Source organism: Enterococcus sp. AZ011, from assembly GCF_050548355.1.
Taxonomy (GTDB): domain Bacteria; phylum Bacillota; class Bacilli; order Lactobacillales; family Enterococcaceae; genus Enterococcus; species Enterococcus faecalis.
The window spans coordinates 1999785-2015377 of record NZ_CP172959.1 but is presented as its reverse complement, the minus strand read 5'-3'; the positions used below and the strand labels follow the sequence as shown (position 1 = coordinate 2015377).

General features: G+C 37.9%; 14 protein-coding genes and 1 pseudogene. 13 read left to right on the top strand and 2 right to left on the bottom strand.

From position 1 onward, the window contains the following. The 12 genes and pseudogenes from IGL36_RS09695 to holA all read left to right on the top strand — a co-directional run bounded on the left by IGL36_RS09695 (position 1) and on the right by holA (position 13536). Positions 1–1209: an FtsW/RodA/SpoVE family cell cycle protein gene (locus IGL36_RS09695; protein WP_010717097.1), complete on the top strand. Its 1209-nt coding sequence runs from the start codon at positions 1–3 to the stop codon at positions 1207–1209. A 32-nt stretch (positions 1210–1241) separates the two neighbouring features. Further along, positions 1242–4670: a pyruvate carboxylase gene (locus IGL36_RS09690; protein WP_002356687.1), complete on the top strand. Its 3429-nt coding sequence runs from the start codon at positions 1242–1244 to the stop codon at positions 4668–4670. Positions 4671–4686: 16 nt separating this feature from the next. Further along, on the top strand, positions 4687–5811 hold the full coding sequence (locus tag IGL36_RS09685) for a CAP-associated domain-containing protein (protein WP_002356688.1): 1125 nt from the start codon (positions 4687–4689) through the stop codon (positions 5809–5811). Beyond that, complete coding sequence (locus tag IGL36_RS09680; protein WP_002356689.1) at positions 5808–6242, top strand: YlbF family regulator; 435 nt, start codon at positions 5808–5810, stop codon at positions 6240–6242. The genes IGL36_RS09685 and IGL36_RS09680 overlap by 4 nt, the downstream gene beginning before the upstream one ends. Further along, positions 6232–6582 carry a YlbG family protein gene (locus IGL36_RS09675; protein ID WP_002356691.1) on the top strand — a complete coding sequence of 117 codons (351 nt, stop codon included), beginning with the start codon at positions 6232–6234 and terminating at the stop codon, positions 6580–6582. Before IGL36_RS09680 ends, IGL36_RS09675 begins: the two co-directional genes overlap by 11 nt. 59 nt (positions 6583–6641) lie before the next feature. Continuing rightward, positions 6642–7235 carry a 16S rRNA (guanine(966)-N(2))-methyltransferase RsmD gene (rsmD, locus tag IGL36_RS09670; protein WP_002414371.1) on the top strand — a complete coding sequence of 198 codons (594 nt, stop codon included), beginning with the start codon at positions 6642–6644 and terminating at the stop codon, positions 7233–7235. 1 nt (position 7236) lies between these two features. Next, the gene (coaD, locus tag IGL36_RS09665) at positions 7237–7728 is read left to right on the top strand and encodes a pantetheine-phosphate adenylyltransferase (RefSeq protein ID WP_002356693.1); all 492 of its coding nucleotides are present in this window, start codon (positions 7237–7239) and stop codon (positions 7726–7728) included. Continuing rightward, the gene (locus tag IGL36_RS09660; RefSeq protein ID WP_002382735.1) at positions 7715–8785 is read left to right on the top strand and encodes a SepM family pheromone-processing serine protease; all 1071 of its coding nucleotides are present in this window, start codon (positions 7715–7717) and stop codon (positions 8783–8785) included. The genes coaD and IGL36_RS09660 overlap by 14 nt, the downstream gene beginning before the upstream one ends. Positions 8786–8847: 62 nt before the next feature. Next, the gene (locus IGL36_RS09655; RefSeq protein ID WP_002385754.1) at positions 8848–9525 is read left to right on the top strand and encodes a helix-hairpin-helix domain-containing protein; all 678 of its coding nucleotides are present in this window, start codon (positions 8848–8850) and stop codon (positions 9523–9525) included. 122 nt (positions 9526–9647) lie between these two features. Then, positions 9648–10151: a ComE operon protein 2 gene (locus tag IGL36_RS09650; RefSeq protein ID WP_002356697.1), complete on the top strand. Its 504-nt coding sequence runs from the start codon at positions 9648–9650 to the stop codon at positions 10149–10151. Between the two features lie 82 nt (positions 10152–10233). Next, positions 10234–12450 (top strand): annotated as a pseudogene (locus IGL36_RS09645) (DNA internalization-related competence protein ComEC/Rec2). 57 nt (positions 12451–12507) lie between these two features. Then, positions 12508–13536 carry a DNA polymerase III subunit delta gene (gene holA / locus IGL36_RS09640; protein ID WP_002362655.1) on the top strand — a complete coding sequence of 343 codons (1029 nt, stop codon included), beginning with the start codon at positions 12508–12510 and terminating at the stop codon, positions 13534–13536. 51 nt (positions 13537–13587) lie between these two features. Here holA and IGL36_RS09635 read toward each other — a convergent pair whose 3' ends face one another. Next, positions 13588–14529 (bottom strand): 2-dehydropantoate 2-reductase, encoded by a 942-nt coding sequence (locus IGL36_RS09635; RefSeq protein WP_002385757.1) that lies wholly within the window; start codon positions 14527–14529, stop codon positions 13588–13590. A gap of 168 nt (positions 14530–14697) precedes the next feature. On the opposite strand from IGL36_RS09635, the gene IGL36_RS09630 reads away from it, so the two are divergent. After that, positions 14698–15255, top strand: coding sequence for an acyl-CoA thioesterase (locus IGL36_RS09630; protein ID WP_002382741.1), 558 nt, complete (start codon positions 14698–14700; stop codon positions 15253–15255). Positions 15256–15341: 86 nt separating this feature from the next. Here the strand turns inward: IGL36_RS09630 and rpsT are convergent, their stop codons facing one another. Continuing rightward, positions 15342–15593 (bottom strand): 30S ribosomal protein S20, encoded by a 252-nt coding sequence (rpsT, locus tag IGL36_RS09625; protein ID WP_002356703.1) that lies wholly within the window; start codon positions 15591–15593, stop codon positions 15342–15344.

Here is a 15593-nt window from a genome sequence, read left to right as displayed (position 1 = left end):
TTGCCAAACAAAGTAAAGAAACGGCATTTGCTAGACTATAGTATTTTTATTCCATATTTAATTTTAAGTATCGTGGGATTGATTATGGTATATAGTTCCACATCCGCATTACAAGTAATGAAAGGTTTTTCACCTACGTCATTCGTTATTAACCAGGTTGCCTTTTGGGTAGTAGGGTTAGTTGCAATGTTTTTTATTTATAAGATGAAAACATCCGTTTTCCAGAATCGAAGTTTTATCATGTTTGCCATTGCAGTAATTACGGTTATGGTTTTAGCCGTTCGGATTCCTGGTATCGGGAAAGAAATTAACGGCGCACGTGGTTGGATTGAGATTGGTGGATTTTCGATGCAACCAGCTGAGTATTTAAAAATTATGGTTGTCTGGTATCTGTCTTATATTTTAGCACGGCGACAAAAGACAATTAATGGAGGCATGGATCAATTTAAACAAGCTGCCGGGCGCCCGTTGATGCTCGTTTTTGTATTAATTGCTCTAGTTGCAATCCAGCCTGACTTCGGGAATGCGGCCATTCTAACATTAATTACCATCGTGATGGTTTTAGCAAGTGGGATTAATTATATGTATACCTACTTGGTTGGTGGCTTGGGCATTTTAGGTAGTATCACGGCTATTCAGTTATTAATTATGTCGAAAGGAAAAATTTTCCCAGCGCGTTATCAATATATTTATAATCGTTTTGCTGTTTTTAAAAATCCATTTTTAGATGAACGGAACTTAGGCCATCAGTTAGCTAATTCTTATTATGCAATCAGTAATGGCGGCTGGTTTGGCAAAGGTCTAGGGAATAGTGTTCAGAAAAAAGGCTTTTTACCAGAAGCACATACGGACTTTATCTTTGCGATTACTTTAGAAGAGTTGGGCATTATCGGCGGTCTAGCGATTTTAGGATTGTTAATGTTTATGATTGCGCGAATTATTTTAGTCGGTGTACGCTCGAAGAAACCTTTTAATTCACTAATGTGTATTGGAATTGGTACAATGTTATTAATTCAAGTCTTTATTAATGTTGGTGGGATTACTGGGATTATTCCATTAACAGGAATTACTTTCCCGTTCTTGAGTCAAGGTGGGAATAGTTTGCTGATTATTTCGATTGCTGTGGCCTTTGTCCTGAATATCAGTGCAGATGAAACACGTCAGAAATTAGAAAAGGAGTACTATTTATCTTTAGAACAGAACCAATAAATTTGAAGGAAATTGATGGTAGGAGTGACGTTATGAAAAAGGTATTAGTTGCCAATCGTGGCGAAATTGCGATTCGAATTTTTAGAGCTTGTACAGAATTAGATATCCAGACAGTAGCGATTTATGCTGCAGAAGATGAGTATTCTGTTCATCGTTTCAAAGCAGATGAAGCGTATTTAGTTGGTAAGGGGAAAAAACCAATTGAAGCCTATTTAGACATTGAAAATATTATCCAAATTGCCAAAAAATCGGGAGCAGATGCCATTCATCCTGGTTATGGCTTTTTATCTGAGAACTTACGCTTCGCCGAACGTTGTGAAGAAGAAGGAATCATTTTTGTTGGACCTAAAACACACCATTTAGATATTTTTGGCGATAAAATTAAAGCGAAAGAAGCAGCTGTAGCTGCGGGGATTGCTTCGATTCCAGGCTCAGATGGGCCAGTAGCAACGGTGGAAGAGGTCGTAGCCTTTGGTGAAACGCATGGCTTTCCTATCATGATTAAAGCTGCTTTAGGTGGCGGCGGTCGCGGGATGCGGGTTGCCCACGATGCCAAGGAAGCACGAGAAGGTTACGAAAGAGCAAAAAGTGAAGCGAAAGCAGCCTTTGGTTCTGACGAGGTTTATGTTGAAAAGTATATTTCTAATCCTAAACATATCGAAGTACAAATTTTAGGCGATCATCATGGGAATGTCTTGCATTTATTTGAACGTGATTGTTCTGTTCAACGGCGCCACCAAAAAGTGGTAGAAGTCGCACCATGTGTATCAATGAATGAAGAACAACGAGCAGCCATTTGTTCGGCTGCTGTGCAGTTAATGGCGCATGTCGGCTACGTGAATGCGGGAACGGTTGAGTTTTTAGTAGAAGGGGATCAGTTTTATTTTATTGAAGTGAATCCTCGTGTTCAGGTAGAACATACTATCACAGAAATGATTACAGATATTGATATTGTGATCTCTCAATTACAAATTGCGCAAGGGCTTGATTTGCATAAAGATATGCATTTGCCAAAACAAAACGAATTGACATTAAAAGGCGCGGCTATTCAATGTCGGATTACGACTGAAGATCCCCTGAACCAGTTTATGCCAGACACAGGGAAAATTGATACGTATCGTTCACCAGGTGGTTTTGGTGTGCGTTTAGATGTAGGGAATGCTTATTCTGGCTACGCTGTGACGCCATATTTTGATTCTTTATTGGTTAAAGTCTGTACGCATGGTTTCTCTTTTGAACAGGCAATCAGTAAAATGCAACGCTGCTTAAAAGAATTTCGGATTCGTGGCGTGAAAACAAATATTCCGTTTTTACAAAATGTTGTGAGCTATCCAGCGTTTCAATCTGGCGAAGCCAAAACAACCTTTATTGATAATACACCTGAATTATTTGAATTTCCTCGTATGCGCGATCGTGGCAATAAAACGATGAAATACATTGGAGAAGTAACGGTCAATGGGTTCCCTGGCATTGAACGAACGGAGAAAAAATATTTTGAAGCCCCGCGCGTGCCGACAGATATTGAAGTTCCAGAAAAAGTGATCACAGCTAAAAATATTCTAGACGCTCAAGGAGCAACCGCCGTCATCGATTGGGTTAAGAATCAAGAAAGTGTGTTAATGACAGATACCACGTTCCGTGATGCGCACCAAAGTTTATTAGCTACTCGTGTGAGAACACAAGATTTTAAAGCAATTGCTGGTCTAACTGATGCAGCCCTGCCTGAGCTGTTTTCTAGTGAAATGTGGGGTGGCGCTACGTTCGATGTTGCCTATCGCTTCTTAACCGAAGACCCATGGCAACGTTTAAGAAAAATTCGTCAGTTGATGCCAAACACACTTTTACAAATGCTGTTCAGAGGATCTAATGCGGTAGGCTATCAAAATTATCCTGATAATGTTATTGAAGAATTTATTAAAGAATCCGCTCGCCAAGGAGTCGATGTTTTCCGAATTTTTGATAGCTTAAACTGGATTCCTCAAATGGAAAAAAGTATTCAAGTCGTTCGGGATACCGGAAAAATTGCGGAAGCAGCAATTTGTTATACTGGGGACATCAATGATCCAGCCCGAGCAAAATATAATGTTCAATATTACCTTGATATGGCTAAAGAATTGGAAAATTTAGGTGCACAAATCATTGCGATTAAAGATATGGCTGGCTTATTGAAACCACAAGCTGCTTATCGTTTAATTAGTGAATTAAAGGCAGCCACGGATTTACCGATTCATCTCCACACTCACGACACTAGTGGCAATGGGATCATCACATATTCAGCAGCTACTAAAGCGGGCGTTGATATTGTTGACGTCGCAATGAGTGCGATGAGTGGCGCAACTAGCCAGCCAAGTATGAACAGTCTATATTATGCTTTAGTCAATGGTGAACGGACGCCAACTATTAACATTGATAATGCACAGAAAATCAATCATTATTGGGAAGATGTGCGCATGTATTATCAACCATTTGAAAATGGCTTAAATGCCCCGCAAACAGAAGTCTATATGCATGAAATGCCTGGTGGTCAATACTCTAATCTGCAGCAGCAAGCAAAAGCGGTAGGCTTAGGGCACCGTTGGGATGAAATCAAAAAAATGTATCACACAGTGAATTTGATGTTTGGTGATATTGTAAAAGTGACGCCATCTTCAAAAGTCGTGGGGGACATGGCACTCTTCATGGTTCAAAATCATCTGACAGAACAAGATGTTTATGCGCGTGGTGAAGAACTAAGTTTTCCTGAATCCGTTGTGACTTTTTTCCAAGGTGATTTAGGTCAACCAGTTGGTGGGTTCCCGAAAGAGCTGCAACGAATTATTCTAAAAGGTCGACCAGCCTTCACAGAGCGGCCAGGTGACTTAGCAGCACCTGTTGATTTTGCGAAAGTACAAGAAGAATTAGCCGAAAAAATTGGGTATCAACCTAAATTGGAAGAAGTTTTAAGTTATTTAATGTATCCACAAGTATTTTTAGAGTATCGTCAAAAATACGAAACCTTTGGAGATATAACCTTATTAGATACGCCAACATTCTTTAATGGTATTCGTCAAGGAGAGACATTGGAAGTTCAAATTGAACGAGGAAAAACGTTAATTATTCGTTTAGATGAAATTGGCGAACCTGATATTGACGGAAACCGTGTCTTGTTCTTCAATTTGAATGGGCAACGTCGTGAGGTTTTAGTTAAAGATGCCTCCATTAAGTCTGCTGTTCAAGTAAAACAAAAGGCGGAACCAACTAATAAAGAACAAATCGGCGCAACGATGTCTGGTTCTGTTCTACAAGTATTGGTCAAACGTGGCGATAAAGTAGAAAAAGGTCAGCCGTTGCTGATTACAGAAGCCATGAAAATGGAAACGACTATCGAAGCACGTTTTGCGGGCACGGTAGATCACATTTATGTTGAAGAAGGCGAAGCAATCAGCTCAGGTGATTTGTTATTAGAAGTGAAAGAAAAATAAGATGAGAGGGGAAAAAATGAAGCGATTTTGGGCCTTTACTGCTGTTTTTTTAACAGTTCTACTCATCGGATATTTAGAGCCAGTTTTTTTCCCTGCTGAAAAACCAACCGAAACAGCTCAAAGTGGGCGCTTATCCAGCGCTCACACCGCTGTTCCTCATGAAGAATTGCCAGCTTCTGGCTACGCAGCATACATAGGGAAAGATGTGGAAACCTTTATCCGCCAGTTTGGCAATCCTAAAGAAAAAATTAAAACAGGTCGTACGTATGAATTATGGACGTTCGGTTTGACGATGAATGATTACTTAGAAGTCAACGTTCGAGAAAATAAAGTCATCGCAATTAAGGCCTTTAACAATGACAAAATGATAGAACCGTTTAAAATAGATATGAAGCTTGCTGACTTGTCTGATTTAATGACGATTTATTCGAATTTTGCATTTAATTTTCATCATGAAGCTTACGATGTCGAGCTGATGGAAGAAGATATGAACTATCGACCACTGGTTGCTTTTGATAATGGCAGTTTTGCGGTGTTATTTTTTAATCAGCGGACGGGCGGTTTAATGGCAGTTAATTATGTCAATAAAGAAACGTTGCTCACGGAAATGCCGTATCAATTAAATGAAGGTTCTCCTTTGCCAGTTGATATAACGCAGTCAATGACCTTCGATCCTGTTCAAAGTAACCAAGCGATTTATGTCATGAATCTGGTTAAACAGCAAGAAAATCAAGCTGCTTTTTCAGTTTCTACACAAAGCCAAAAAGATGCCCAAACATTGTATCAAACGCTGGCTAATCATACACCAACAATTTTGTCGGCAAATCGACAAGCAGAATTGTTACAAACGAGAGAGGAACATACAGCCATCCATCCCTTTCAGTTGACTAAGGACGAATTTTCTTTATTAGTTAAAACGAGCAAACTTTCGTTGAGAGAACCAGCAGGTATTTTCCAAGAACCTGTTTATGATAGTACCTTTACTATTTTGTCATGGTTTTCGGACCCGCAATATGATAGCTATTTTGCTGAGTCAGAAACGACAGAATTGGGCGTTGCCTTTTCCAATGAAGGTGTGTTAGTCTTATTAGAGAAACGACCAGAAAATAGGCAAATCACGGAGAGTAGTGAAAAGTTATGATTGTAACAGAACATTTATTTGCAATTGAAGATCAAACAGAATGCTTAATTTCAGCACTTTTAGAAAGTGATGCTGTTCAAAACTATAAAGAAACAAAAAAAGCTATGTATGCTTCGGCGGAAGTTGCTCAGTTACAAAAAGCATTTTTAGAAGCTAAGTCAGCCTTTGAACGAGTAGAGGCTTATGGAATTCATGCACCCGATTTTCGGGAGAAACAACGAGCTCTACGTAAAGCAAAGCGGGCGCTTGATTTAAACGAAATCGTTGCAAATTATCGTTTTGCTGAGACAAACGTTCAAACGTTGCTAGATACAATTGGTTTAAAGATTGCGCAACTAATTTCTGAAGATATTAAAGTAGATGCTGGAAATCCTTTCTTTGAACGAGGAAAGAAACATTCAGGTTGTGGAGGAAGCTGCCATGCAAGCTAAAGAAGGAAAAGAATTTACGCTTCAAGAGCGTCGTTGCCTAATTGTTTGGGTATACACATTAAAACCGTTAAAACAGTTACGCCGATATGGACTGATTCACTATGTTTCACGAAAAATGAAATATGTGGTGATTTACATGAATGAAGAAAATATTGAAAGTAACATGGAAAAAATTAATCAGTTACATTTTGTTCGTAGTGTCGATAAATCGTATCGACCAGATGTCGAAATGAATTTTGCTGAAAAAATTGGTACTAAAGCGGCTTATCAAGAACAAGAAGACGATGGCTATGTAGTAGAGGAATTATCTACAGAGATTCGCTTAGCAGAGAATGTCTAATGCAAAAGAGTGAGAAATGTTATGAGAAATTTCAAACATTTTTCACTCTTTTTGTTATAATGAATTATAAAAGAATGATTGATAAAGGAGTCGAAACAATGCGTGTTATTTCTGGAGAATATGGTGGCCGGCGCCTGAAAGCGTTAGATGGCGACAATACTAGGCCTACAACAGATAAAGTAAAAGAATCTATTTTTAATATGATTGGTCCATATTTCGATGGTGGAATGGCGCTGGATTTATATTCAGGAAGTGGCGGGTTAGCGATTGAAGCCGTTTCTCGTGGAATGGACAAAAGTATTTGTATTGAAAAGAATTTTGCTGCACTAAAAGTAATTAAAGAAAATATTGCGATTACAAAAGAACCAGAAAAATTTGAAGTTAGAAAAATGGATGCTAATCGTGCCTTAGAACAGTTTTATGAAGAGAAGCTACAATTTGATTTGGTCTTATTGGATCCGCCCTATGCCAAACAAGAAATTGTTTCACAATTAGAAAAGATGTTAGAACGGCAGTTATTAACAAACGAAGCCGTTATCGTTTGTGAAACAGATAAAACTGTCAAGTTACCAGAAACGATTGGTACACTAGAAAAAACAAGAGAAACCGTTTACGGAATCACTCAAGTAACGATTTATCGTCAGGAGGCGTAAGATGCGTAAAATTGCTCTATTTCCCGGAAGTTTTGATCCGATGACAAATGGTCATTTAAATTTGATTGAACGCAGTGCGAAGTTATTTGACGAAGTCATTATTGGCGTTTTTATAAATACAAGTAAGCAAACATTATTTACGCCAGAAGAGAAAAAATATTTAATTGAAGAAGCAACTAAAGAAATGCCAAATGTGCGTGTTATTATGCAAGAAACCCAGTTAACTGTGGAAAGTGCAAAATCATTAGGGGCTAATTTTTTGATTCGTGGCATTAGAAACGTCAAAGACTACGAGTACGAGAAAGACATTGCTAAAATGAATCAACATCTGGCGCCAGAAATTGAAACGGTTTTTCTATTAGCAGAAGAACCATATGCACATGTAAGCTCCAGTTTACTAAAAGAAGTTTTACGTTTTGGGGGCGATGTGTCTGACTATCTTCCTCCCAATATTTATCATGCGTTAAAACAAAAGAAGAATGACTGGAGCTAAAATAATGAATAAAAAAACAGAAAAATTTTCGTTTAAATCACTCATTCCAATGGTATTGGCATTGCTGCTAATTGGTTTGTTTATCGTCCCAATTCCTTATTATATTGAAGGACCAGGAACGACAGAAAATTTAAAAGAGTTTGTAACTGTTGATGGAAAAAAAGATACGCAGTCTGGTGCTTTTTATTTAACAACGGTGGGCATTCGTTCGGCCACTATTTTTTCTGCCATAAAAGCAAACTTTTCGGATTTTCAAGAAGTTATGTCTAAAAAAGAATTAATGGGAGATAGTAGTAATAGCGAATATAATCGAATTCAACAATACTATATGGATTCCTCAAAAAACGCCGCAATTGAGCAAGCCTTAAAATTAGCGAAGGTTCCATATGAGATGAAATTTAAAGGCGTCTATGTGTTAGCGATGGAAGACAACTCAAGTTTTAAAGGAAAAATTGAAGTTGGCGATACCGTGACAGGCGTGGATGGCAAATCTTTTAAAAGCAGTGAAGAATTAATGAATTACATTAAAGCACAAAAAGTGAATCAAAAAGTCACTGTTCAATTTATTCAAGATGGCAAAGCAAAAGAAGCGACCGGCAAATTAATTGAATTGCCAACAGATAAAAAAGCGGGGATTGGTATTGGTTTGACCGATCATACAGAAATTGATTCTTCTATCCCAGTATCTATTGAAGCGGGTGATATTGGTGGGCCATCGGCTGGGTTAATGTTTACTTTGCAGACCTATGAACAATTAAGTCATAAAGATTTACGTAAAGGTCATGAAATTGCTGGAACAGGTACGATGAACAGTCAAGGAATCGTTGGTAGAATCGGTGGTATTGACAAAAAAGTTGTAACAGCCAGTGAGAACGGTGCAGAAATTTTCTTTGCACCCGATGATGAAATAACTTCAGAAATGAAAAAAGTTGAACCGAAAATCAAATCGAATTATCAAGAAGCACAAGAAGCTGCGAAAAAAATTGGGACAAAAATGAAAATTGTCCCAGTAAAAACGGTTCAAGATGCCTTGAACTATCTAGAAAAATTAAAATAAAAGTGTGCCTGGGCCAAAAATTACTAGTGATTTTTGGTCCAGGCGCATTTTTTTGTTAAAAAATGCGTAATTATATTTTGAAGGGAGGACAAACGATGGATTGGTTGAAACAGTTACCCAAAAAGTGGCTATTGCTAGGTAGTGGCGCGTCTATAGTTATTTTGATAACTCTATTAGTGGGCATTTATTTGATGGTTAATAAGGAGGCACAAGTAGACACCACAATGTGGGAGGAGACAAGTCTGACCACTATGGCAGAGGTCGCCACAGATGCCACAAAAGAAAGGGCAGAAACAATGATCTATGTTGATATTAAAGGCGCAGTGAAAGTACCAGGAATCTATCAACTAAAAAATCAGCAGCGGATTTGGGATGCTTTAGCTTTAGCTGGAGGTGTGAGCGAGGAAGCTGATACTACCCAGGTCAATTACGCTCAAAAAGTAAAAGATCAAATGATTATTTACGTGCCCAAAAAAGGAGAATCAGTGCCACAGTCATTAGAAACGCTGCAGGAATCAGCACCTGCTCAGCAAAATCAGGAGGAAAAAATCAACCTTAATACGGCAACAGAAGCAGAGCTACAAACGATTTCAGGAATCGGTGCGAAAAAAGCACAAGAGATTATTCGCTTTCGTGACGAACAAGGACCGTTTAAAACCGTCGAGGAACTGAAAAATGTTCCAGGTATTGGAGAGAAAACAGTAGAACGTTTAAAAGACATGTTGACAGTGACTGGCTAACTTTTAACAGAAAATTCCTGAGAATTCTTGACTATGGGATGCGGATAACATACTATTTGTAATAAGATTAAATGATTTGGCAAATCGAACACAGGAGTCATTAAAAATAAAGGAGGTTTATTATGGAACGAATTCCATGGGACCAATATTTTATGGGACAAAGCGTCTTATTATCATTAAGAAGTACTTGCACACGGTTAACTGTCGGAGCAACCATTGTTCGCGACAAACGAATTATTGCAGGAGGTTACAATGGTTCAGTCAGTGGCGGAACGCATTGTATTGATGAAGGATGTTATGTTGTTGATAATCATTGCGTTCGAACAATCCACGCAGAAATGAATGCAATTTTACAATGTGCGAAGTTTGGCGTCCCTACAGAAGGGGCAGAAATTTATGTGACACATTTCCCTTGCCTGCAATGTACAAAGATGATTTTACAAGCAGGGATTAAAAAGATTTATTATTTAAAGGATTACCGTAATGATGCGTACGCCCTAAATTTAATTGAACAAGTAGGAGCCACGGTTGAAAAAGTGACTTTAGTACCAAAATATTTTGCCGAATTACAATGGGGAGAAGAATTTGCCACACTTGAGGACAATCCTTCCTCAGCTGAGGAATAATTGGTTCTTCATAGCTCTGCTGACTAGTTGTGGGCTGTGGTGTTTTTTCGCACCTAGTCTATTAGGAGCTCTTCTTTTTTCTATCACTGTTATCCGTATTGTCTGTACAAAAAGTTTTCCTGTTATATTGGAAGGTTTTTTGTGCAGTTTTTTAATAGTAGGGGGCATATTGATTTTCTAGTGGTTAAAGCCAGTCTCTTTGTTGCCTAAAGATGTCCGCTTGTCAGGACAGCTAACGATATTACCAGATGAAATACAAGTCGATGGCGATCAAGTGAAATTTCCTGCCAATTGGATCGTAAAAGGCAAAAGGCAGAAAGTGATGGCATTTTATCAATTAAAAAGTGTGAAAGAAAAACAGCAATGGCAACAACTAACCACAACCATTCAGGCAACTGCCGTAGGTATTTTAGACTCGCCCCAAGGTCAAACCAACAAAAATGGCTTCAATTATCAACTATTTTTGAAGAATCAAGGAATCGAAGCTATTTTATTCATTGAGGAGATAGGACAACCACGTTCCTTTTTTTCTTGGCGGTTTAAAGAAATCATTAGCGGCTGGCGGAAATGGGCGATGGTACATATTCAGAAAAATTTTGCTGAGACTAGTGCAATGTATATGAATGCGTTGCTCTTAGGTTTTCGTAATGAAGAATTTGCTGAAATAAGCGATAAATTTTCAGCATTAGGCATTTTGCATCTTTTTAGTTTGTCAGGGATGCATGTTTCTTTTTTCCTTCGTTTATTTCGCTTGCTGATGCTAAGAATTGCTCGCCGAACGCAAGAAAGTTATTTTTTGTGGCAATGCGGTTTTTCACTGATATATGCTGGTTTAACAGGATTCTCAGTCAGTGTCATGCGGGCGCTTTTACAAACAAACCTCAATACGTTCAATCGACGGTTTAATTGGCAGGTTCCGGCCCTCGATTGTTGGAGTTTAACTCTCTTAGTACACTTGATTGTTCAGCCAACCCTCTTTTTTTCAGTCGGCGGTCAATTTAGTTATTTACTTTCCTTTGTTCTGCTGTTTTTAGAGCAAACATTGGTTGGTTATTCTTCGCCTTTCATTAAAAATTGTTTAGGCTCTTTCCTATTGGCTGTGGCTTCCTTACCTATTTTAGTCCAATCATTTTATGAATGGCCCTTGTTAGGAAGTTTCTTAACATTTCTCTTGTTACCAATTTTTGAACGGTTCTTGTTACCGCTTTTGACGTTGAGCTTTTTTCTAGTGATTATTATGCCAGCACGTTATTTAGCAGCCTTGCTCGAACCACTATTTTTAACAATGAATGGCTTATTTGAGTGGGTGCTAGTTCACTTAAATCCGAAGCTGACCATCGGCTATTTAAATGCTTGGATACAAATTAGTTTGTTATTACTAATCGGACTTTCAATGATTTATTTAGCACACAAGTCTAAAAAAATTTTTTTCTCAATCGGACTACTAATTGTTTTGATAAATAGTAAATACCTTTCGCCAATTGGCATTGTTGCAATGATCGATGTAGGCCAAGGGGATAGTTTGTTTATCCAAGCGCCTTTTCACAGAAAAAATACACTGATCGATACAGGGGGGCGGTTGTCTTTTGACAAAGAAGCTTGGCGGCAACGGAAAAATAGTCGATCAGGAGCGGAATATTCAGTGATTCCTTTTCTCAAAAGTCAAGGAGTCAAACGTTTAGATGAAGTGATCATCACACACGCACATGAAGACCATTTTGGCGATTTATTAGCCATTGCGCAGAAGGTTCCAATTTCTGTTCTTTATTTTCCTAAAGGAGCAGCTGAAGCCAATTTTTCGTTTCGCCAAGTCTTGAAACAACTCCAAAAAAGCGGGACAGACTGTCGGCCGATTTTAGCGCCCAAGCGAATTAATGGGCCCGTTTCTTTTCAAATTTTATCGCCAAATAAGAGCAGTATTGGGGGCAATAATGACTCGATAGTGTTTTCCACACAATTAGGCGGACGGCATTTTTTATTTACTGGTGACTTGGAAGCCGAAGGAGAAGAACAAGTGTTGGCTCGCTATCCCCAGTTGAAAATCGACATCTTGAAAGTCGGTCATCATGGTAGTAAAACGTCGTCTACTAAAAGATTTATCAAACAGCTTAATCCGCGAGAAGCATTGATTTCAGCTGGACTGAATAATCGTTTTAAACATCCTCATCAGGAGACATTAGCGACGCTGGAGGAGAAAAAAATAAATTATTATCGGACCGATCTTCAAGGAATGATTTATTATCAATGGTTACCCTGGCAAGGGCTTTCTAAAGCCAAATTTGTTAAAGAACAAGACTAGTATTTCCAGAAGTAACATGATAGGATAAACAAGAGAAACGAGAAAAGGAGCGAGCCAATGGAGTTACAAAAAGCTTTGAAAGAAGTGCGAGAGCAAAAAATCGCTCCAGTTTATTTATTAATAGGAACAGAACTTTATTTAACTGAATTATTTAAAACAACATTGATGAAAGAATTGTTGACGGAAGAGGATGATCAATTTAACTTTTTCTCATTTGATATGGAGGAAACACCTTTAAGTGCAGCGATTGCTGAAGCGGAAACAATTCCGTTTTTTGGTGATTATCGCCTTGTCTTTGTGGAAAATCCTTACTTTTTAACTGCCGAAAGAAAAACAAACGGTGTGGAACATGATGTCAATCTTTTATTGAATTATTTGGAAAGTCCATCACCAACAACTGTTCTTGTTTTTATGGCCTCTTATGAAAAATTAGATGAACGCAAAAAAATTACCAAAGCATTGAAAAAAAATGCCACAGTGGTTGACGTCAATCCAATGGATGAAAAGGCTATTCGTCAGTACATTTCTCAAACGATTGAGAGCGAAGGGTACACTATTCGCTCCGATGCTTTTGATTTATTACTTCAATTGACAGACTTGAACTTATCAAAAATTATGGGAGAATTACAGAAGCTGTATTTATATGCCCTTGAAACGAAGACAATTACACGAGGTGCGGTTCAAGAATTAGTCCCTAAGTCTTTGGAACATAATGTTTTTGACTTAACCAACGAAGTACTTTCTGGAAACAGTGAAAAAGCTGTTCAATTGTATGAAGATTTACTTTTACAAGGAGAAGAAACCATTAAGTTAAATGCAATCTTATTGAATCAGATTCGCCTTTTTCTACAAACAAAAATTTTGGCTAAGATGGGCTATCAACAAGCGAATATCGCTGATACATTAAAGGTTCATCCTTATCGAGTCAAGTTAGCGTTACAACAAGTCCGACGATTTGAATTGTCTCGATTAGAAAGACTTTATGATGAATTAGTTGAAAATGATTATCGCATGAAAACGGGCCAAATGGATAAAGAATTACTATTCCAATTATTTATTTTAAAATTGACTGCACAAGCAAAATAAGAAAATGCCAGAGGCAATCGTTGTACAACGATTGCCTCTGGCACTTTCTTATTATTTAGCTCCTAATAGTTCTTCTTTTCCGTGAACAAGCTGTGTCAACATGGCACAGAAAGGTGTTGCTACGTTGTATTTTTGTCCTTTGCGCCAAACGGCACCATTGATGTAATCAATTTCTGTGAGACGATGATTTTTAATTAAATCTTGATACATAGACGGATAGTGCAAGCCAATACCGTTTGGATCATAAGTTTGAGCAATATGTGTATAGACTTCTGCTTGATCTAAATGAATGGCTTCTTTTTCTGCGACTGCTGCAAATTCACTGATTAATGTTTTAACAAGGGATTCACTAACAGGTAGTGCACCAAATTCGGCAATATTACAATCAAGGATTGTACACAAACCATTTAGCGTGCCATTGACACAGGCTTTCCGCCAAATAGAGTAGCGAACATTGCTACTATAGCTTGGATTTAAACCAGCTTGTTGGAAGACATCAACGACTTCTAAAGCAAATTCTTTACCAGAAGGATCAATATTTTCTAATTCAATTTCGCCATCACCTAAAAGTTTAACACGTCCCGGTCCTTCTAAACCAGCTGTCCACATGGTAATGCCAACCAAGATGTTTTCTTTTGGCACATATTTTTCTAGTACATCTTCATGACCTAAGCCATTTAATAAACATAGTACATACGTTTTTTCAGTAATCATTGGTTGAATCGCTTTAAACATTGCATCTAATTGTTGTGCTTTGGTTAAAGCAATAATTAAATCAACTTGTTCATTTTGATGGTCAATTTCTTCTGGTGAGAAGATTGGTAGGTTCGCGACAACTTCTTCTCCATTAAAATCAGCGATTAAACCATTTTTACGAATGGCTTCAATGTGCGCGGGCCATTGATCGATTAAAGTTACATCATTTCCGCCTTGATGCAACATAATTCCTAAACGGCTGCCCATAGCGCCGGCACCAGCAATTGCAATTTTCATGTGTATCCATCTCCTTAAAAGTTCTTTAACCGTTATTATTATACAGCAACTTTCCTAAAAATGAATAAATGGGACTTGCAAATTTGTTATTTTTTAAATGTTTCCTAAAAAGTAAGGATTGCATCAAATGGTAAAGTAAGCTAAAGTAAAGCGTGGAAAAGTTTATAAATGAAAGTAGAGGAATCGTTAATGACGAAAGAAAAATTTTGTCGAGAATCACGAGTGATTCAAACACATCGTGTATTTCCCTTTGATTTAAATCCCTTTGGTGCACTATTTGGTGGGAAATTAATGTCTTTAATTGATGACGCCGCATCCATTTCCGTTTCACGACATTGTCGGAGAGGGGCAGTTACAGCATCTTTAGATAACTTGAATTTTTTAAAACCTTTAAAAGAAAATCACTCAGTGTGTGTTGAAACGTTTGTTTCTGGCGTGCATCATAAATCGATGGAAGTATTTGTTAAAGTTGTAGGAGAAGATTTAACAACTGGAGAGCGTTATTTAGCGGCGACTTGTTTTACAACTTTTGTAGCCATTCCGTCTCATATGAATCCTGAAAGTGACTTCCAATTAGCGGCAGTCGTCCCAGAAACTGCAGAAGAAAAGTTGATTTGTTCCAATTATGAAACGAGACGACAACAACGTTTAGCTTTGCGAGAAGAGACTAAATTATTTAGTCAACATCTCACAACAGATTTACCGTGGATTGATTCACCTTTATAAAAAAATGTCCGAGTCTTTGTGAAAACAGACTTGGACATTTTTTGATGAAAAAAGAAGCTAACATGAATGCTAACTTCTATCTCACATTATTTAGCTAATTTGCTTAAACGAATTTTATCGCGGTTAGCTTTGTTTTTATGGATTAAACCTTTAGTTGCAGCCATATCAACAGCTTTAACAGCTTCGTTGTATAAAGCATCGACGTTATCAGCTCCAGCAGCTACAGCTTCTTCAAATTTCTTGATTGCTGTACGCATTGCGTTTGTTTGAGATGAATTTTTCGCATTCGCGTTAGCACTTGTACGTACGCGTTTGATTGCAGATTCGATATTTGGCAT